The sequence below is a fragment of the Janthinobacterium sp. FW305-129 genome (assembly GCF_020858115.1).
In the GTDB taxonomy this organism is placed as follows: domain Bacteria; phylum Pseudomonadota; class Gammaproteobacteria; order Burkholderiales; family Burkholderiaceae_D; genus Janthinobacterium.
Genome location: NZ_JACYMM010000014.1, coordinates 1 through 19,505, shown reverse-complemented (window position 1 = coordinate 19,505; position 19,505 = coordinate 1). Strand labels below are relative to the sequence as shown.

Here is a 19,505-nt window from a genome sequence, read left to right as displayed (position 1 = left end):
GCCATGATTGCAAGCCCGATGCCAGGTTCTGCCCCAAGTGCGCGTTCAGCTTTGCCGTGGTACCCCTTGCCGCAGCGGTGCCGCCGCCGCTGCCGGAGCCGGTTATCGAGCCGATGATTGAGCCTGTCATTGAACCCGTGCCTGAGCCTGTCCCGGCACCGGTGGCGGAACCGGTCGCGCCACCTGCGCCGCCGCCCGTGCTGGAAAAGCGCCGTGCCGATCCCGCACCGGCACCTGCACCGGCGCCAGAACCTGCTCCGGCACCCGCCGGCGTGCCGGAAACGCCATCCGACGGCCCGACCGGTAGCAGCCGCATGAAATTGATCGCCGCGGCCGTCGCGGCAGTAGTGGTAGTGGGTGCGGCAGGGGGATACTATTACCTGTCAGGCAAGCCTGCCGTGCCAGCGCCAGTCTCCGCACCGACGGTTCCTGCCGAGGAGACGGTTGCCGCCGAGCAGCCGCTGGCCATCAGCGACCCTGCGCTCGATGGCGGCACGTCGGCCGACCTGGCCGCGACACCTGCTGCCGAGCCTGAGCCTGAGCCAGTGCCAGCGGCAGCTCCTGCACCTGCGCCGGCACCTGCACCGGCACCGGCACCTGTCGCGGAAAAACCCGCCAAGCCCGTCAAGGCGGCACCGCCGCCACCGGCGCCTGTCAAACAGACTACCGGCCTGGAAAGCGTGATCACGGAGAGCCTGTCGGAAGCGAGCCATTGCATGAGCCAGCGCAAATACGACTGCGCCATCGCCAACGCGAATGCCGTGTTGCGCATGGATACGGGCAACCGCCATGCGCAGGACATCAAGCGCAAGGCGAAGGAAGCGCAAGACAAGGCGCTGTCGCAAATCCAGATCGAGTAAGCCGCGCGGCTGGCCTTCCCCCTATTTTGATCTTCCTGGAGAATAACGTGAAAAAAATGAAACAAATTGCCAAGCCCATGGTGGCGCTGCTGGTCGTGTCCTCGATGCTGGCCGGCTGTGCCGCGCCGGGCGGCCCTGGCGCCACCGGCACCAATACCGCCGGCACGGAAGCGGCCAGCGGCGAATGCAACACGGCCATGCTGGCCGGCATTGGCGCCGTCGTCGGCGGCTTGCTGGGCGGCGGCAACAACACGGTGCGCGGCGCGGCCCTGGGCGCCAGCCTGGGCGCGCTCGCCTGCGTGGCCCTGAATTATCAAAGCCAGCAAGTCAAGACGGCGCAGCAGGTGCAGACCGACTACAAGGTGGCCAACAAGGGCAAGCTGCCCGAGCAGTCGACCCTGGTGAAGTACGAGACGGGCTTTACGCCATCCTCCGTGCGTCCGGGCCAGAAGGCGCAGACCAATTCGTATATCGAAGTGGCGGCCGGCACGCGCGATCCGAACCCGCTGGTGGAAGAGGAATTGAGCCTGTACAAGCCGAATGGCGACTTGATCAAGACGGTGCGCAAGGTGGTCAGCAGCAATAACGGCAGCGGCGCCTACAAAGGCGGCTTCTCGATTCCCATGCCGGAAGGCGTGCCGCAGGGCATTTACCCGGTGCGCACGGCCCTGTACCTGAATAGCAAGCGCGTCGGCGGCCAGGACGTCAAGCTGCAGATCGTCCAGCGCCAGGCGCCCGCGTCCGACCTGCAGCTGGCCCGCGCTTACTGACATTGATTACCACGGGGCGGCCATGCCGGCCGTTCCGTTCCCCGATTTACCCCCATCCAGGCTAGACATGACCATTTCCACTGAAGCAGCAAAACCTCTTCCCTTTTCCTCCGCCGTGGGCTCGCTGATCGAAGCGACCGACGCCATCAGGAACTTCCGCGCGATTGCCCTGCTGGCCCTGACCTTCATCGGCGCCGTGCTCGTCGGCGGCGTGCTGACCGTGCTCGCCGGCAGCATGAAAAGTGTCGTGCTGGTCTTCCTGGGCGGCCTGATGGCTTTCCTCGTGATGTTTTACGGTTCCAACGCCGTGGGCATCATGCTGATGCGCGATGCGCAGGGCCAGCCTGGCATGAGTCTGGTTGATGCCGTGCTCGTTTCGCTGGTCACAAGCCACCGCCTGATCGCGGTGGTCTTCCTTGAATTTTTGATCGTGCTGGCGGCCATGATCGCCATCGCCATTATCTTGTTCGTCTGCAAGATTCCCGTGTTGGGCCCCGTGCTGTACACGGTGGTCTTCCCGCTGTCGGCCATCGTGCTGGGCGTGCTGGTGTTTGCGTTGTTTTACGTGATGCTGCCGCTGGCCGGCCCTGCCGCCTGGTCGGGCGCCACCGTGTTCCAGATCATTGCCCGCCTGAACCAGATCGTGCGCACCAAGCTGGTGTCGGTGATCCTGCTGGAAGTGCTGCTGTTCCTGATCACCGCGTTTGTGACGCTGCTGATCTTTGGCGTCGTCGGCACGGGCGTGTCGCTGACGACGGGCATGTCGGCCACCATACTCGGCCTGGGTAGCCAGCTGAACATGTATTCCCTGGCCTCGGGCCTGGGCGGCGGTTCCGGCTACATCATCGCTGCCGGCCTGGGCGGCGGCTTGCTGATGGCGGCCGCGGCCGTGGTGCCAAGTTTGATCTTTACCAAGGGCGTATGCATCATTTACCTGAACGCCACGCGCAACGTCGATTTCAGCGCGTCGGAAGCGAGCCTGAACGACGGCCTGGCCACGGTCAAGAAGAAAGCCGAAGAAGCGCGCGAACGCGCGCGTGCCCTGGCCGAGCAGGCGGCGGCACCCGCCGCTCCCGCCGCCCCGGCAGCGGCAGCTGAAAATCTGCACTGCCCCAGCTGCAAGGCACCGGTTGCGTCCGATGACGTGTTCTGCGGCGAATGCGCGCATAAACTCAAATAAGGCTGACCATGGCTCACTTCTGCACCCAATGCGGCACCGCCCATACGCCCGACGCGCGCTTCTGCGATGAATGCGGCAAGGCCGTCAACGTGGCACCGGCACCTGTACCGGCATCTGCACCAGCCGCGACGCCGGCGCCGTCCCGCGTGAAGCGGCGCCACGTCATCATCGCCGGCAGCGCGCTGGCGGTGCTCATCGTGGCAGGCGGCGCCCTGGCGTGGCTGCTGGCGCCAGAGGCGGCCTCGGCCAGCAGTTTCAGCCGCGCCATCGATGCCCACCTGGCGGCCGACGAGGCGGCACGCGACAAGTTGCTCTGCTTGAGCAACTTGCCGTACCAGAAGGAAGAGATCCGCGTGGCCTCGTACGACAGTTCCACTCGGCAATGGCTGGATATCCTCGTGCGTAGCGGACTGTACGCCGCCCCCGTGGAACAAGGCAGCGGCGGTTGGGTTGCGCAATCGCAATTTGTCTACGCGCTGGCCGCGCCGGGCAAGGCGGCCTTGCGCGGCGACAAGCTGTGCGTGGCCACGGGCGTGAAAGTGGCCAAGGTCAGCGGCTATGATCAGGTGCGCGACCTGGGTGCACAGCAAGTGGCGATGGCCAAGGCTACCTTGACGCTGACCGATGAGGCGGCGTGGTTCGCCAAATCGCCGGACCGCGCGCTGATCCTGCAACGCTTGCCGGACGGCGACCTGGAAGTACGGCTGCCGCTGGCGCTGGTCGACAAGCGATGGCAAGTCATCGATCAAGAGCAGATGAGCCTGGGGGGCGTGGCCGCTGCGATGGGCAGATCGCCGGCCGTGCAGGGCGCGGGCCTGCTGGACAAGCTGAAAAGCGTGTTCAGCTTTGGCGGTCACCCGGCGGTGGGGAAATGGCAGGCGGCGATGGGCAATGTCCTGGAATTTACACGCGACAGCGTGATCAATAACGGAACCTCGACCAAGGCCACCTTCACCACCAACGGCAATACCGTGACGATCGCGCCGGAAGGCGCGGGCGAAGCGGCCATGGACATTATCGTCAGCGACGATGGCAGCACGGCGCAGATCAGCATGGGCGGCATGCGGGTGACAACCCTGCGGCGCGTGCGCGATTAGGCGGAGAGCCAGGCGGTGCAACTTGCCGCCTTGCCTCATTCCCGAAGCCCGGCCATGCCGGGTTTTTTTACGCCCGCACGCAGCGGCACGTCCGCCAATTTATCTTGACATCAAGATAGTTCGCGCCCACACTGGAATTATCTTAACGTCGAGATAGTTCATGTCCACCTCCATTCTCCGTCCCGCCTGGGGCGATATCGTGCTCACGGCGCTGGCGCCCCTGATCTGGGGTTCCACCTACATCGTCACGTCCGAACTGCTGCCGCCGCACCGGCCCTACACGGCGGCCCTGATCCGCGTGCTGCCGGCCGGCCTGCTGTTGCTGCTGATCATGCGGCGCCTGCCCGCGCGGCGCGACTGGGGCCGCGTGCTGATTCTTTCCGCGCTGAATATCGGCGTGTTCCAGGCCCTGCTGTTCGTGGCCGCCTACCGTTTGCCGGGCGGCTTGGCGGCCGTAGTGGGCGCCATCCAGCCGCTCTTGGTGATGGGCCTGGCCTGGGGCGTGGAAGGGCGCCGTCCGGCCCGCCTGGCCCTGGGCGCCAGCGTGCTGGGCGTGGCCGGCATGGGCGTGTTGCTGTTGTCGCCGCGCACCGTGTGGGAACCCGTCGGCATCGCGGCCGCGCTGGGCGGCACGGCGTGCATGGCGGCCGGCACCTATCTGACGCGGCGCTGGAAGCCGGACTTGCCCGTGCTGGCGCTGACGGGCTGGCAATTGCTGCTCGGCGGCCTGATGCTGGCGCCCGTCGCCTGGCTGGCCGATGCGCCGTTGCCGCCGCTGTCCCTGCAGCAAGTATTGGCTTACGCCTACCTGTGCCTGGCCGGCGCGCTGCTGGCCTATGCCCTGTGGTTCCGCGGCATCAGCCGCCTGTCGCCCGTGGCCGTCTCCTCGCTGGGCCTGCTCAGTCCCCTGATGGCCGTCGTCCTGGGCTGGGCCTTGCTGGGCCAGGCCATGACGGGCTGGTCGATGCTGGGCTTGCTGCTGGTGCTGGCCAGCGTGCTGGCCGTGCAGTGGGCCGCAACAAAGTCCTGACTTGCGCGTATTTCCCCTCGGCAGGCTGATCATACCGGCCTGCCCGTTTCCCTCTGGGCGTGCCCTTTTTGCTGCACCGCACATACAGTTTTACTTGCACTGATATGGGGCATTGAGGCACTATTCGCTTCGCGCAAACGTTTGCGCGCAACGAATTTCCTAAAAAGCATGCAGTACACGTGCTTGACCAACCACTCTGGAGACGCCCATGACATCCCGTATTCGCCTGAAAATGATTGCCGCCGCTGTCCTCGCGTGTGCCTTGCCCGCCGTGCCGGCGATGGCGCAGACGCCAGCCAAACCAAAGGTGGCATTGGTGATGAAGTCGCTCGCCAATGAATTTTTCCTGACCATGGAAAATGGCGCCAAGGCGCATCAGAAGGCCAATGCCGCCAAGTACGACCTGCTGTCGAACGGCATCAAGGATGAAACGGATACGTCGAGCCAGATCAAGCTGGTCGAGCAAATGATCGTCTCGCGCGTCAACGCGCTGGTGATTGCCCCGGCCGACTCGAAGGCGCTGGTGCCGGTGCTGAAAAAAGCCATCGACGCGGGCATCATCGTCGTCAATATCGACAACAAGCTCGACGATGGCGCCCTGAAAGAGAAGGGCATCACCGTGCCCTTCGTCGGTCCGGACAACCGCAAGGGCGCCAAGGTCGTCGGCGACTTCCTGGCCAAGCAGATCAAGAAGGGCGACCCCGTCGGCATCATCGAAGGCGTGTCCACCACCTACAACGCGCAGCAGCGCACCCTGGGCTTCCAGGACGCCATGAGCGCGGCCGGTGCGAAAGTGGTCAGCGTACAGTCGGGCCAGTGGGAAATCGCCCCCGCCAATACGGTGGCGGCCGCCATGCTGAATGCCAACCCGAATATCAAGGCCTTGCTGTGCGGTAACGACAACATGGCCATCGGCGCCGTGTCCGCCATCAAGGCGGCCGGCAAGACGGGCAAAGTGCTCGTCGTCGGCTACGACAACATCAACGCCATCAAGCCGATGCTGGCCGATGGCCGCGTGCTGGCCACCGCCGACCAGTTCGGTTCGCAGCAAGCCGTGTTCGGCATCGAGACCGTGCTGAAAGCCCTGGCGCAGAAGAAGAAACAGGCCGATCTCGGCGGCGTCATCGAAACCAAGGTCGAACTGGTCGCCAAGGGCGCCAAGTCCTGATCGTCTGATCCCGCCGGGGCCAGCGTCCGCGTCTCTGCCTGAGACTGCGGCGCCGGCCCCGCCGCCTTTTTCCGCGGAGTTTTATCATGCCTACCGACATCCCCCCGGCGCCATCAGCCGCCATCCCTCTATTGACCCTGGACAACATCGGCAAGTCCTATGTCGGCCCCGTGCTGGGCGGCGTGGGCTTGCGCTTCGCCCCTGGCCAGGTGCTGGCGCTGACGGGAGAGAACGGCGCGGGCAAGAGTACCCTGTCGAAGATCATCTGCGGCCTGGAGCAAGCCACCACGGGCACGATGCTGCTTGACGGCAAGCCCTACCAGCCCGCCTCGCGCGGCGCCGCCGAGGCGCTGGGCATCCGCATGGTGATGCAGGAATTGAATTTGATTCCCACCCTGTCGATCGCGGAAAACCTGTATTTGAAAAATTTGCCGCAGCGCTTCGGCTTCATCGACCGCACCCGTCTCGAGCGCGATGCGCGCGAACAGATGGAGAAAGTGGGCCTGGGCGGCCTCGACCCGTGGACCCTGGTCGGCGAACTGGGCATCGGCCACCAGCAAATGATCGAAATCGCGCGCAACCTGATCGGCGCCTGCCGCCTGCTGGTGTTAGATGAGCCGACGGCCATGCTGACGCACCGCGAAGTGGAATTGCTGTTCCTGCAGATCGAACGCCTGAAAGCCGACGGCGTGTGCATCATCTATATTTCCCACCGCCTGGAAGAACTCAAGCGCGTGGCCGACCGCATCGCCGTGCTGCGCGACGGCCAGCTGGTGTGCGACGACGACATCGCGGGCCATTCCGCCGCCGACCTGGTCAGCCTGATGGTGGGCCGTTCGGCCGACGACGCCGTCGACCTGAGCGGGCGGACCATCGGCGCGCCGCTGCTGCGCGTGCGGGGCCTGGCGCGCGGCAAGGTGGTCAATCCGACCTCGTTTGACTTGCGCGCCGGCGAAATCCTCGGCATCGCCGGCCTGATCGGCTCGGGCCGCACGGAATTGCTGCGCCTGATCTTTGGCGCCGACCGCGCCGACGCCGGTGACGTGTTCCTCGGCGACAGCGAAATACCCGCCGCCTTGCACTCGCCGCAGGCGGCCGTGAAAGCGGGCATCGCCATGATCACGGAAGACCGCAAGGGACAAGGTTTGTTGTTGCGCCAGTCCATCGCCGTCAACACGACCCTGGCTTCGCTCGATACCGTCAGTGGCGCCGGCTGGCTCAACGACGCGGCCGAAGCGACGGTGGCCGACGATTACATTCAGCGCCTGGGCATCCGCTCGCGCAACAGCGCGCAAACGGTGGCGGAGTTGTCCGGCGGCAACCAGCAAAAGGTGGTGATCGCCCGCTGGCTGTACCGCGACTGCCCCGTGATGCTGTTCGACGAGCCCACGCGCGGCATCGATATCGGCGCCAAGTTTGATATTTATCAGGTGCTGGCCGAACAGGCGCGCCAGGGCAAGGGCCTCGTCATCGTGTCGAGCGATTTGCGCGAACTGATGCTGATCTGCGACCGCATCGCCGTCATGAGCGCGGGCAGCATCGTCGACACCTTCGAGCGCGGCGCCTGGAGCCAGGACGCGCTGCTGTCGGCCGCCTTCTCCGGCTATTTGACCCCCAACTCCACTCCAGCTGCGGCCTGATCCGCCGGAAAGATTCCCATGACCTCCAACTCCTCTCCTTCGTATCTGCAGCGCAGCCTGGCCGACCTGAAAAACTATGCGGGCCTGATCGGCGCCTTGCTGGCCATGTGCGTGCTGTTCTCGTTTGCCAGCGAAAACTTTTTTACTTTGGCGACCTTGAGTACCCTGTCGAACAACATCCCGACCCTGGTCGTGATGGCCGTCGGCATGACGTTTGTCCTGATCATCGGCGGCATCGATTTGTCCGTCGGCTCCGTGATGGCGCTGGCCGCTTCCGTGCTGTCGCTGGCCGTCGTGCACTGGGGCTGGCCCGTGTGGAGCGCGGCCCTGCTGGGCATGTTCGTCGCCGCCCTGTGCGGCGCCACGACGGGCCTCATTTCCGTCGGCTGGCGCATTCCCTCGTTCATCGTCTCGCTGGGCGTGCTGGAAATGGCGCGCGGCATGGCGTATCAAGTGACGAACTCGCGCACGGAATACATCGGCAGCGCCGTGGACGGCATCAGCTCGCCCATCGCCTTTGGCCTGTCGCCTGCCTTCATCGCCTCGATCGCCATCGTCGTCATCGGCCACCTGGTGCTCACGCGCACGGTGCTGGGACGCCACTGGATCGGCATCGGCACGAATGAAGAAGCCGTGCGTTTGTCCGGCATCAATACAAAACCGTCGAAGGTGCTGGTGTTTGCCTTGATGGGCTTTCTGGCCGGCGTGGGCGCCCTGTTCCAGGTGTCGCGCCTGGAAGCGGCCGACCCGAATGGCGGCGTGGGCATGGAGTTGCAAGTGATCGCTGCCGTCGTGATCGGCGGCACGAGCCTGATGGGCGGGCGCGGTTCCGTCATCAGCACGTTTATCGGCGTGTTGATCATTTCCGTGCTGGAAGCGGGCCTGGCGCAAGTGGGCGTGTCCGAACCCGTGAAACGCATCGTCACGGGCCTGGTGATCGTTGCCGCCGTCGTGCTCGACACCTACCGCCGCCGCGGCGAGCGTTCATAATACTCGCCCATGGCAACCATCAAGCAAGTGGCGCAGGCGGCGGGGGTATCGTTTACCACCGTGTCGCACGTCCTCAACAATACCCGCCCCGTCAGCAACGAGGCGCGCCGCGCCGTGCTGGCGGCGGCGGAGGCACTGCATTACGTGCCCAGCGCGCTGGCGCGTTCCCTGCGCAGCCGCAGCACGGGCACCATCGGCCTGATCATTCCGAACAATACGAACCCGTATTTCTCGGAAGTGGCGCGCGGCATCGAGGACAGCTGCTACGCGGCCGGCTACAGCGTGATTTTGTGCAATTCCGATGACGACCCCGTCAAGCAGCGCGATTACCTGAACGTGCTGCTGACCAAGCGCTGCGACGGCCTGATTTTGTCCGCGCTGGCCGACAGCGACGGCGAACTGCTGCGCAAGATGAAGGTGCCGGCCGTGCTGCTCGACCGCGCGCCCAGCGACCTGGCCATCGATGCGGTGGCCGTCGACAACCGCGCCGGCGGAGCCCTGGCCGCGCGCCATCTGCTGGGACTGGGACGCCGGCGCCTCGCCTGCATCGCCGGTCCCCGCGAAGTGAGCATTTCCAATGAGCGCATCGCCGGCGCGCGCAGCGCCATGGCGGACGCGGGCGTGACCCTGGCCGACGCCCTGTGCGTGCATGGCGATTTTACGAGCGCGGGCGGTTATGCGGCCGCGCTGGACTTGCTGGCGCTGCCCCAGGGCCAGCGTCCGGACGCCTTGTTCTGCTGCAATGATTTGATGGCTTTTGGCGCCCTGCGCGCCGCCGCCGAGCGCGGCATTGCCGTGCCGGCGGAACTGGCCGTCGTCGGCTTCGACGATATCGACCTGGCCAGCTTCGTGCATCCGGCCCTGAGCAGCGTGGCGCAGAATACGCGCGAGCTGGGCCGCATCACGGCCGCCTGCCTGCTGGCGCGCATCGCCGACCCCGCCTTGCCGCGCCAGCAGCGCAGCATTGCCCCCGAGCTGCACGTGCGCGGCTCCAGCGTGGCCGCCACCGTACCTTCTGCTGTACCTACTTCTTCTCCTGCAACTGAACTGATGGGAATGACATCATGATCGTGGTTATCGGCAGTATCAATATGGACCTGGTCTTGCGCGTGCCGCGCATGCCCCTCCCCGGCGAAACCCTGACGGGCGGCGCTTTCCGCACCATTCCTGGCGGCAAGGGCGCCAACCAGGCCGTGGCCTGCGCGCGCCTGAGCGGCAAAGTGGCGGGCGCCCAGCAAGTGGCCATGGTCGGCTGCGTGGGCGACGACGCGTTCGGCGCCACCTTGCGCGCGGCGCTGGTGGGCGACGGCATCATCGACAGCCACATCACCACCTTGCCGGGCGTGGCGTCCGGCATCGCTTCCATCCTCGTCGACGACCATGGCCAGAACAGCATCGTGATCGCCGGCGGCGCCAACGATCTGTTGAGCCCCGCGCACATTGACGCTGCGCAAGGTTTGATCGAGCAGGCCGATATCGTCGTGCTGCAGCTGGAAACGCCGATGGCCACCGTCGTGCACGCCATCAAGCTGGCCCGCTCGCTGGGCAAGACCGTGGTGCTGAACCCGGCGCCGGCCGCCAGCTTGCCGGAAGGCGTGCTGGAACTGGTCGACTACCTGATTCCCAACGAAATCGAGGCGGCCATGCTGGCCGGCGTCAGCCCGGAAGGCGCGGATGCCAAGGCGCTGGCGGCGGCGCTGCAAAAGCTGGGCAGCGACAACGTCATCATCACCCTCGGCTCCAAGGGCGTGCACGCGGCCCTGTATGGCGGCGATTACACGTTTCCGGCCGAAGCGGTGCAAGCGGTCGACACGACGGCCGCCGGCGACACTTTCATCGGCGGTTTTGTGGCGGGCCTGGCGTCCGGCATGGACGAGGCGGAAGCGATAGGTCAAGGCCAGCGCGCGGCTGCCTGGAGCGTCACCAAGCCCGGCGCGCAAACCTCGATCCCCCACTTGCACGAGTTGTTCTGAGACCATGAAAAAATCACCGCTGCTGAATATCGCACTGTCGCAACTGATCGCCTCGCTGGGGCATGGCGACATGCTCGTCATCGGCGACGCGGGCTTGCCGTCGCAGCCGGGCGTGCCTCTGATCGACCTGGCCCTGACGCGCGGCATTCCCGGCTTCATCGATACCGTGAACACGGTACTGAGCGAAATGCAGGTGGAATACCATTTGCTCGCCAGCGAGTTGCCGCAGCACAATCCGGCCATGGCGGCGCAGGTGGCGGCCCTGGCCTTGCCCGATGCGCGCCAGGTGACGCATGATGAGTTCAAGCAATTGAGCAAGGGCGCGCGCGCCATCGTGCGCACGGGCGAGTGCAGTCCGTATGCCAACATCATTTTGGTGGCCGGCGTCGTGTTCTAGCGCAAACAAACGCCAGATTGTTTGCCAAAAACATTAACGCTATTGTCCTCACTGAAATAGTTATCCTTCGGCAAAAGGGGCGGCTACAATAGCCGTATCCCTGCCAGCCCGGCAGCTTCCTGTGGTGTGCCGCCATGCCGATGAAAGCCCGCGACGCTTTCCGCTTTGTCTTGCCGCTCGCCGGCAGGCTGGCGCGCGGCTGGCGCGGCCTGTTCTTCCTGCTGCTGTGCCTGGCCACGCCGGCGCACGCGCTGGAGCCCGTCTCCCTGCAGCTCAATTTCACGCACCAGTTCCAGTTCGCCGGCTATTACGCGGCCATCGAGCAGGGTTATTACCGCGAGGCGGGCCTCGACGTGACGCTGCTCGAAGGCAGCGGCGCGCCGCGCGCCGAGGCGGCCGTGCTGGCGGGTCAGGCCGAGTATGGCGTGGGCAACAGCACCCTGCTGCTCAGTCGCCTGGCCGGCAAACCCCTGGTGGTGCTGGCCGTCGTGTTCCAGCATTCGCCCAGCGTGCTGCTGATGCGCCAGCAAGGCGGCGCGCCCGACGTGCGCAAGCTGGTGGGGGCGCCCGTGATGATAGGCGCGCCCACCGACGTGGCGGCCGCATCCGATGAAGTGTCGCTGTTCCTGCGGAAAATGGGTGTCGCGCCGCAGCAGATGCGCCACTTGCCGCCCAGCTACAGGATCGAGGATTTGATCAATGGCAAGGTCGATGCGATTGCCGCGTATTCCACCAACGAACCCGATTACCTGGACCGGGCGGGATTTCCCTATTACCAGTTTACGCCGCGCACGGCCGGCATCGATTTTTACGGCGACAACCTGTTTACCAGCGAGCACGAACTGCGCCGCCATCCCGAGCGCGTGAAAGCATTCCGCGCGGCCAGCCTGCGCGGCTGGCAATACGCAATGGCGCACCGCGAGGAAATGGCGCAGCTGATCCACGTCAAATACAGCCAGCGCCACGACCATGCCCATCTGCTGTACGAGGCGCAGCAGATGGAGTTGCTGCTGCAGCCCACACTGGTGGAACCGGGCTACATGAATCCCCAGCGCTGGCAGCATATCGCCGATACCTATGCGGCCATGGGCGTGCTGCCGCGCAATGCCACGGACAGCCGCGCCTACCAGGGCTTTTTGTATCGCCCCGTGCCGGGCGCGGATCTCGGCTGGCTGTACCTGTCGCTGGGCGTGGCGGGCAGCCTGCTGGCCGTGTCGGCGGCCTTTCACTTCAGCAATCTGGCGCGCGAGCGCCGCCGCACGGAAGAAACCATCCGCCAGGGAGAATTGCGCTTTCGCACCATGTTCGAGGAAGCGCCCATGGGCATCGCCCTGATCGATACCCTGAGCGGGCGTTTTCTCGATATCAATCCCCGCTACCTGGCCATCAGCGGCCGCAGCCTGGAGCACATGAAGCAATCGAGCTGGATGGAGATCAGCCATCCCGACGACGTGGCGGGCGAGCAGGAACAGGTGGCGCAATTGCTGGCACGCAGCCTGCCCGGCTTTCGCCACTCGAAACGCATCGTGCGGCCCGATGGCGGCGTGGTGTGGGTCGATGCCTCGGTGACGGCCATCGACACGGCGCGCCACCGTGGCCCGCACCACCTGTGCATGCTGGAAGACGTGACGGACAAGCGGCAAACGGAAGCGCTGATCTGGCAGCAAGCCAATTTCGATACCCTGACGCAATTGCCGAACCGCCGCATGTTCCACGAGCGCCTGCGCCTGGCGCTGGCCCAGGGCCGGCGCGATACGAGCCGCGTGGCCATCCTGTTCATCGACCTCGACCATTTCAAGGAAGTCAACGACACCCTGGGCCACCACCAGGGTGATATCCTGCTGATCGAGGCGGCGCGGCGCATCCGCGTGGGCGTGCGCGAAACGGACACGGTGGCGCGCCTGGGCGGCGATGAATTCACGGTAATCCTGTCCGACCTTGATGATCTGCAGCAAGTCGACCGCATCGCGCGGCAGATACTCGACGGCTTGCTGGCGCCGTTCCTGCTGGGCCAGGAGCAGGCCTTCGTCTCCGCCTCGATCGGCATCACCCTGTACCCTGACGACGCGGGCAATATCGAAGACTTGCTCAAGCATGCGGACCAGGCCATGTATGTCTCGAAGGGCGCGGGGCGCAACCGCTACAGTTATTTCACGCCCGCCATGCAGGTGGCGGCCGTCAACCGCATGCGCATGGGGGCGGACTTGCGCACGGCCCTGCGCGAACAGCAGATGCGGCTGCATTACCAGCCCATCGTCGAGCTGCATAGCGGCAATATTGCCAAAGTGGAAGCCTTGCTGCGCTGGCACCATCCGCAGCGGGGCATCATCTGTCCATCCGATTTCCTGGCGCTGGCCGAAAGCAGCGGGCTGATCGTCGACATCGGCGACTGGGTGCTGCGCACGGCGGCCGCGCAATTGCTGCGCTGGCGCGCGCAGGGCCAGGCCATCGGCTTGCCGGGGCTGCAACTGTGCCTGAACCAGTCGCCGCTGGAGCTGCAGCGCGAAGCGGAGGCGCCCGGCACCTGGCTGCGCCAGCTGCTGGCGCTCGATGTGCCGCCTTCGGCCATTGTGCTCGACATGCGCGAAGATGCGCTGCTGGGACCGGCCAGCGGCATGGCGCCCCGCCTGCAGCACCTGCGCGAGGTGGGCTTGCAGATCGCCCTCGACGACTTTGGCAGCGGCCAGGCTTCGCTGACGCAATTGCAGCATTGCGGCATCGATTACCTGAAGCTCGACGGCGTGCTGGTGCGCAAGCTGGCCCCCGGCGCCAGCGAGCTGGCGCTGTGCGAAGCCATCGTCACCATGGCGCACAAGCTGGGTTTGCAGGTGATTGCCGAAGGGGTGGAGACGCCGGAGCAGCGCGTGCTGCTGCAGGACATCGGCTGCGATTTTGCGCAAGGCGATCTGTTTGCGCCGCCGCTGGCCATCGAAGCGTTCGATGCGCTGCTGCATGCCCGGCGGCCCTTGCACCCTTGAAACAGACGTAGCCCGCCACCAGATTTGACGCAAGCCTGCGGGACAGGGCTCCCGGCCCGAACGGGCTTATACTCGATGGGCTGGCGCCTGCGCCCGGCTCCAGCTGTCACCGGTTCGCGTCATGTGAACCGGGCGCGCAGGCAACTCTTCTTCCATTCACTCAACTCGAGGTGACCTCATGGGCATTTTCAGCAATATCTACAACAAGATCTTCCACCATTCGTCCGACGCTGCCCCGGCAGCCACGCCAGCTGCCGCCACCGACGCGCCAGCGGCAGCCGCACCGGCGGCCGCACCTGCCGCTGCCGTGCCGGTGGTGGACGTGGAAGTGGTGCTGGTCGACCTGGCCAGTAAAAACGCGGAAAAACTCAATTGGCGCACGTCCATCGTCGACCTGATGAAATTGCTTCAACTTGACAGCAGCCTGGCGTCGCGCAAGGAACTGGCGCAAGAGCTGCACTTCACGGGCGACACCAATGATTCGGCCAGCATGAATATCTGGCTGCATCGCCAGGTGATGATCAAGCTGGCGGAAAACGGCGGCAAAGTACCGGAAGAACTCAAAAATTAAAGACCCGGCGGCAGGAAGGGAAACCCTTGTTGTCGCTGTTCAATCCCGTGGGAACTGCCTATCATGGAGTTCCCATGGCGTCATGATAGTTAAAACCAATTGAAACTATTGTTACAATCAATTTTGCATATGGGTTAAAACCCCTTACACTAGAGTCTTACTGATTCACCACACGAGAGGAAATGACTATGTCGCTGATCAATACCCAAGTTAAACCATTCAAGGCAACCGCATACCACAATGGCAAATTCGTCGATCTGACGGAAGCGTCGCTGAAAGGCAAGTGGTCGGTATTCGTCTTCTACCCAGCCGACTTCACCTTCGTTTGCCCAACCGAACTGGAAGATCTGGCCGATCACCACGCCGAGTTCCAGAAGCTGGGCGTCGACGTGTACGGTATCTCGACCGATACCCACTTCGCGCACAAAGCATGGCACGACACCTCGGACGCGATCAAGAAAGTGCAATACGCACTGATCGGCGACCCAACGGGCGCCCTGTCGCGCAACTTCGAAGTCATGATCGAAGAAGAAGGCCTGGCACTGCGCGGCACCTTCGTCATCAATCCGGACGGCTTCATCAAAGTGCTGGAAGTGCATGACAACGGCATCGGCCGTGACGCCGCAGAACTGTTGCGCAAAGTCAAAGCCGCCCAGTACGTGGCTTCCCACCCAGGCGAAGTGTGCCCGGCAAAATGGACGGAAGGCGCAGCAACGCTGACCCCATCGCTGGACCTGGTCGGCAAGATCTAAGTCTCGATGCACGATGTAGCAAACAAGTAGTTACCGCGATGCCGGACCGGGCGTCCGGCCCGGCATTCGCCTAAATATTTGTAAAGGAAGAAAAAATCATGTTAGATGCAACCCTCAAAACCCAACTGAAATCCTACCTGGAAAAAGTGGTGTATCCGCTTGAGCTGGTCGCTTCTCTCGATGACAGCGCAAAAGCCCGCGAGATGAAGGAATTGCTCCAGGAGATAGTCCTGTTGAGCGACAAGATCACGCTGGTCGAGCGCCTTGACGCTGGCGTACGGGTTCCGTCGTTCAGCATCAACCGTACCGGCTCCGACATCGGCGTGCGTTTCGCCGGTGTGCCGCTGGGCCACGAATTTACCTCGCTGGTGCTGGCGCTGCTGCAAGTGGGCGGCCACACCATCAAGTTCGACGATGCCGTGATCGAGCAGATCCGCAACCTCGACGGCGATTACGAATTTGAAACGTTTATTTCGCTTTCCTGCCATAACTGCCCGGAAGTGGTGCAGGCCTTGAATGCCATGGCCGTGATCAACCCGCGCATCAAGGTCACCACCATCGATGGCGGCGTGTTCCCGAAGGAAGTGGAAGAACGCCAGATCATGGCCGTGCCCATGATGTTCCTGAATGGCCAGCACTTTGGCCAGGGACGCACGAATGTCGAGGAAATCCTCGCCAAGCTCGACACCAACGCCGGCGCCCGCCAGGCGGCAGCGTTGAACAAGAAAGACGTGTTTGATGTGCTGATCGTCGGCGGCGGCCCGGCCGGCGCGGCAGCGGCCATCTACGCGGCCCGCAAGGGCATCAACACGGGCGTGCTGGCCGAGCGTTTCGGCGGCCAGGTGCTCGATACCCTGGCTATCGAAAACTTTATTTCCGTCAAGGAAACGGACGGTCCGAAGTTCGCCGTGGCGCTGGAACAGCACGTCAAGGAATACGACGTCGACATCATGAACACGCAGCGCGCCGCGAAATTGACGCCAGGCAAGCTGATCGAAATTGAAACGGCGAATGGCGCCGTGCTGAAAGCCAAGACCGTCATCCTGGCCACCGGCGCCCGCTGGCGCGAAATCAACGTGCCGGGCGAGAAGGAATACCGCAACCACGGTGTCGCCTACTGCCCGCACTGCGACGGTCCTTTGTTCAAGGGCAAGCGCGTGGCCGTGATCGGCGGCGGCAACTCGGGGGTGGAAGCGGCGATCGACCTGGCCGGCCTGGTGAAACACGTGACCCTGATCGAGTTCGGCGCGGAACTGCGCGCCGATGCGGTGCTGCAGCGCAAGCTGCACAGCCTGCCCAACGTGACCGTGATCACGTCGGCGCAAACCACCGAGATCCACGGCGACGGCAAGATCGTCAATGGCCTCAGCTACACGGACCGGGTCAGCGGCGAGTCGAAAAAGGTCGAGCTGGAAGGCGTTTTCGTGCAAATCGGCCTGGTGCCGAACACGGAATGGCTGAAAGGCACGGTAGCCCTGTCGCGCCACGGCGAAATCGAAGTGGACGCACGCGGCCAGACCTCGATCCCCGGCGTGTTTGCGGCCGGCGACGTCACCACGGTGCCGTACAAGCAGATCATCATCGCCACCGGCGAAGGCGCCAAGGCAGCCCTGTCCGCCTTTGACCACCTGATCCGCTCGGACGACGAGGAAGTGGTCGACGAGTCCGCAGCGAAAGAAGCGCTGACGGCCTAACTATTGAGCCTTATCAAGAAAAAACCGGAACTGCCGCAAGGTGGTTCCGGTTTTTTTATGCGCGCAGGAAACTTAACTGCCCGCGTACAGGGGATTGGCGGCCACATAGACTTGAATGCCGTCAACGGGCATGTCCTTCGGCGCGATGTCGCTCAGGGCAAAGGCGGTCCTGTTGTTAAAAGTCTGCACGTGCCACGTAAAACGCTGGCCGGCGCGCGCGATGGTGACGGTTTCGCCGCGCGTGACGTTGATGTGGCGGGTATCGGCCTGCAGTTCGATGCTGCGCTGGGCGGCGGCGTGGGGCGCGCTGCTGCCATAGTCGGCGGCCGTGCCCGTGGGACCGGCGGCGAGGGCCGAGGCGGCACAGGTGGTGATAGCGGCGCACAGGATGGCCAGGGCGCTGCGGTGGGTGTTCAACATAGTAATCTCCAAGAATAAGCCTGGCGCGGCGAGTAACCGCGCCATGTTGTCGTCGTGGCTGCACCGGGATCGCCGGTTTTTGCAACACGGCATCGTAAGCTGTCCTTGGCCGATCTGCAAAGCTGTATTTCCTGTCTATATTTCCACCGTCGCCGCCAGCGGCACGTCCGGCGCCAGGTGGCTGGTCAGCACGATGCACTGGCGCGCCAGGCGGGATGGTTCGGCCAGTCGCTGGCGCAAGTACGCCATGGCGGCCGCGTCGAGGCCGTTGAACGGCTCGTCGATCAGCAGCAGGCGCACGGGCAAGGCCAGCGCCAGTGCCAGTTGCAGTTTTTTATGCTGGCCCAGCGAGAGGGCGTTGATGCTTTGTTGTAAGGTCTGCAGCAGGGCAAACGCGCTCAGCTCATCGTTCAGCAGGGCCTGGTCGCTGCCCGGGTACAGGGCCAGGTGCAGGTCGAGAAATTCGTGCACCTGCAGCCAGGGCAGGGCGGGCGCATCGCCGCCGCAATAGAACGTGCGCGCGCGGTAGGCCAGCGGCATGCGAGCGCTGTCGATGTCGTCCAGGCGGATGCTGCCGCGCGCAGGCAGCAGGGCTCCGCCCGCCAGCTTCAGCAGGGTCGTCTTGCCGGCCCCGTTCGCGCCGCGCAGCCAGGTGATGCCGGGACCGAATTGCTGCTTGAACCCCTGGAAGACGCTGTGCGTGGGGAAGTGAAAATCGAGGTGCTCGATGTGCAGGGTGGGAGAACAGGCATTCAATTCCATAATTCGCTTCCGATGGCGCTCAAGGCAAGGATGGACAGGACGACGAGGGCGACCCTGCCGCGTGCCGTCAGGCGGGGCAGGCCGACGATGGCCAGCAGGGCGACGCTGGCCGTGAGGGCGTACACCGTGGTCACGCGCTGCTGCAGGGCGGCGGGATCGGTGGCGTACAGCAAGGCGCCCGCGCCCAGCAGCACGGCAAACGCCGGCAGCAGGCTGGCCGCGCAGGCCAGGCGCGTCAGGGCCGTGCTGGCCAGGGGCCAGGCGTTCAGTACGGGGCGCAGCACGGCGATCTGCTCGCGCACGGCCTTGTCGCCGCGGTCCGTCACGATGACCAGGCTGGCGCTGGCCAGCAAGCCCAGCAGCGGCGCGGGCACGAGGGGCATGCGCAGCAGCCAGGCCAGCATGCTGGCGCCGGCCGTGGCCAGTAGCACGCTTTGCTGCAGGCCGATCACATTCTCGTTGCGCCAGAACGGCAGCCAGAACAGCTGGCGCCACAGGAAGACGCTGCGCCAGCGGGGCTGCTGCGGCACATAGGTACTCATCGTGGCCGGGCGCGCCGTTTGTGCGGGGCGTGGCGCGCGCAGGCGCCGGGCCACGATGAGCGTCGTCAGCAGCCAGGCCAGCAGCCATGCGCCAATGGTGGCAATAGTGCCTGGCGCGGCAACCGGGCGCAGCCAGGGAGGCGACTGCAGCAGCCAGATGGCGGCCGAGACGGCATAGGCAAGGCCCAGCGGCAGCATCAGCAGGCCGGCCACGGCGATATCGGCTTGCCAGCGCAGGCGCGGCGGCAAGGGCAGTTGGCGCAGCCAGGCGGCGGTATGCGCCGGCAGCAATCGCTTGCGCAGCAGCCAGGCGGGCAGGCAAGTGAGCAGGGCTTGCGTGCCGATGATGGCCAGGGCGGCGGGCCAGGGCTTGTTCACGGCGAGAAAGCCGGGCAGGGCGATGACGCTGAGCAGGCCCAGCAGGACGGGACCGGCCAGGAAAAAGAAGATTTCCACGGAACTGGTCACGCTGGCGGCAAATTGCAGCAAAGCATGATGGGCCAGGCGCAAGCGCAGGGCGAGGTAGGGGGAAAAGCTGCAGGGCAGGCGCATCAAGGCGTGGACTGAGTCAGGGTAGCGCTGATTCTAGTGCATTTGCTGCCCGGAAATGGGAAAAGCCCTTCGGTTCCAGGAACCAAAGGGCTTTTCTTTTATTGGCGGAGCGGACGGGACTCGAACCCG

The 19,505-nt window shown here is 64.7% G+C and carries 18 protein-coding genes; 15 read left to right on the top strand and 3 right to left on the bottom strand.

Translation table 11 applies throughout. From position 1 onward, the window contains the following. Positions 1-137 precede the first annotated feature (137 nt). The 15 genes from IGS61_RS24555 (at position 138) to ahpF (ending at position 17,100) form a co-directional block, all read left to right on the top strand. Positions 138-860 carry a hypothetical protein gene (locus IGS61_RS24555; RefSeq protein WP_230542062.1) on the top strand — a complete coding sequence of 241 codons (723 nt, stop codon included), beginning with the start codon at positions 138-140 and terminating at the stop codon, positions 858-860. 47 nt (positions 861-907) lie between these two features. Further along, positions 908-1,630, top strand: a complete 723-nt coding sequence (locus tag IGS61_RS24550) for a hypothetical protein (RefSeq protein ID WP_268994046.1) — start codon at positions 908-910, stop codon at positions 1,628-1,630. 67 nt (positions 1,631-1,697) lie between these two features. Next, positions 1,698-2,810 carry a zinc ribbon domain-containing protein gene (locus IGS61_RS24545; protein ID WP_230541998.1) on the top strand — a complete coding sequence of 371 codons (1,113 nt, stop codon included), beginning with the start codon at positions 1,698-1,700 and terminating at the stop codon, positions 2,808-2,810. An 8-nt stretch (positions 2,811-2,818) separates the two neighbouring features. Continuing rightward, positions 2,819-3,907 (top strand): zinc ribbon domain-containing protein, encoded by a 1,089-nt coding sequence (locus IGS61_RS24540; RefSeq protein ID WP_230541997.1) that lies wholly within the window; start codon positions 2,819-2,821, stop codon positions 3,905-3,907. 160 nt (positions 3,908-4,067) lie between these two features. Beyond that, entirely contained in the window at positions 4,068-4,937 is an 870-nt protein-coding gene (locus IGS61_RS24535; RefSeq protein ID WP_230541996.1) for an EamA family transporter, read from the top strand. Between the two features lie 208 nt (positions 4,938-5,145). Further along, positions 5,146-6,105 carry a sugar ABC transporter substrate-binding protein gene (locus IGS61_RS24530; RefSeq protein WP_442908099.1) on the top strand — a complete coding sequence of 320 codons (960 nt, stop codon included), beginning with the start codon at positions 5,146-5,148 and terminating at the stop codon, positions 6,103-6,105. An 86-nt stretch (positions 6,106-6,191) separates the two neighbouring features. Beyond that, a complete protein-coding gene (locus tag IGS61_RS24525; protein ID WP_230541995.1) occupies positions 6,192-7,745 on the top strand; it encodes a sugar ABC transporter ATP-binding protein in 1,554 nt (517 codons plus the stop codon). 18 nt (positions 7,746-7,763) lie between these two features. Then, entirely contained in the window at positions 7,764-8,735 is a 972-nt protein-coding gene (locus IGS61_RS24520; protein WP_070312235.1) for an ABC transporter permease, read from the top strand. 9 nt (positions 8,736-8,744) lie between these two features. Next, entirely contained in the window at positions 8,745-9,803 is a 1,059-nt protein-coding gene (locus IGS61_RS24515; protein ID WP_230541994.1) for a LacI family DNA-binding transcriptional regulator, read from the top strand. Continuing rightward, positions 9,800-10,708 carry a ribokinase gene (gene rbsK, locus IGS61_RS24510; protein ID WP_230541993.1) on the top strand — a complete coding sequence of 303 codons (909 nt, stop codon included), beginning with the start codon at positions 9,800-9,802 and terminating at the stop codon, positions 10,706-10,708. Before IGS61_RS24515 ends, rbsK begins: the two co-directional genes overlap by 4 nt. 4 nt (positions 10,709-10,712) lie before the next feature. Beyond that, positions 10,713-11,105, top strand: a complete 393-nt coding sequence (gene rbsD / locus IGS61_RS24505) for a D-ribose pyranase (protein WP_034753900.1) — start codon at positions 10,713-10,715, stop codon at positions 11,103-11,105. Positions 11,106-11,239: 134 nt separating this feature from the next. Continuing rightward, the gene (locus IGS61_RS24500; protein WP_230541992.1) at positions 11,240-14,083 is read left to right on the top strand and encodes an EAL domain-containing protein; all 2,844 of its coding nucleotides are present in this window, start codon (positions 11,240-11,242) and stop codon (positions 14,081-14,083) included. 178 nt (positions 14,084-14,261) lie between these two features. Beyond that, positions 14,262-14,654 (top strand): DUF3597 domain-containing protein, encoded by a 393-nt coding sequence (locus tag IGS61_RS24495; RefSeq protein WP_099666109.1) that lies wholly within the window; start codon positions 14,262-14,264, stop codon positions 14,652-14,654. Positions 14,655-14,842: 188 nt separating this feature from the next. Beyond that, the gene (ahpC, locus tag IGS61_RS24490; RefSeq protein ID WP_071326099.1) at positions 14,843-15,406 is read left to right on the top strand and encodes an alkyl hydroperoxide reductase subunit C; all 564 of its coding nucleotides are present in this window, start codon (positions 14,843-14,845) and stop codon (positions 15,404-15,406) included. 98 nt (positions 15,407-15,504) lie between these two features. Next, positions 15,505-17,100, top strand: coding sequence for an alkyl hydroperoxide reductase subunit F (gene ahpF, locus IGS61_RS24485; RefSeq protein WP_230541991.1), 1,596 nt, complete (start codon positions 15,505-15,507; stop codon positions 17,098-17,100). 72 nt (positions 17,101-17,172) lie between these two features. Here the strand turns inward: ahpF and IGS61_RS24480 are convergent, their stop codons facing one another. The 3 genes from IGS61_RS24480 to IGS61_RS24470 all read right to left on the bottom strand — a co-directional run bounded on the left by IGS61_RS24480 (position 17,173) and on the right by IGS61_RS24470 (position 19,376). Next, complete coding sequence (locus IGS61_RS24480) at positions 17,173-17,520, bottom strand: CzcE family metal-binding protein (protein WP_230541990.1); 348 nt, start codon at positions 17,518-17,520, stop codon at positions 17,173-17,175. Between the two features lie 135 nt (positions 17,521-17,655). Then, positions 17,656-18,282, bottom strand: coding sequence for an ABC transporter ATP-binding protein (locus IGS61_RS24475; RefSeq protein ID WP_230541989.1), 627 nt, complete (start codon positions 18,280-18,282; stop codon positions 17,656-17,658). Then, the gene (locus IGS61_RS24470; RefSeq protein ID WP_230542056.1) at positions 18,273-19,376 is read right to left on the bottom strand and encodes a hypothetical protein; all 1,104 of its coding nucleotides are present in this window, start codon (positions 19,374-19,376) and stop codon (positions 18,273-18,275) included. The genes IGS61_RS24475 and IGS61_RS24470 overlap by 10 nt, the downstream gene beginning before the upstream one ends. Between the last annotated feature and the right edge of the window lie 129 nt (positions 19,377-19,505).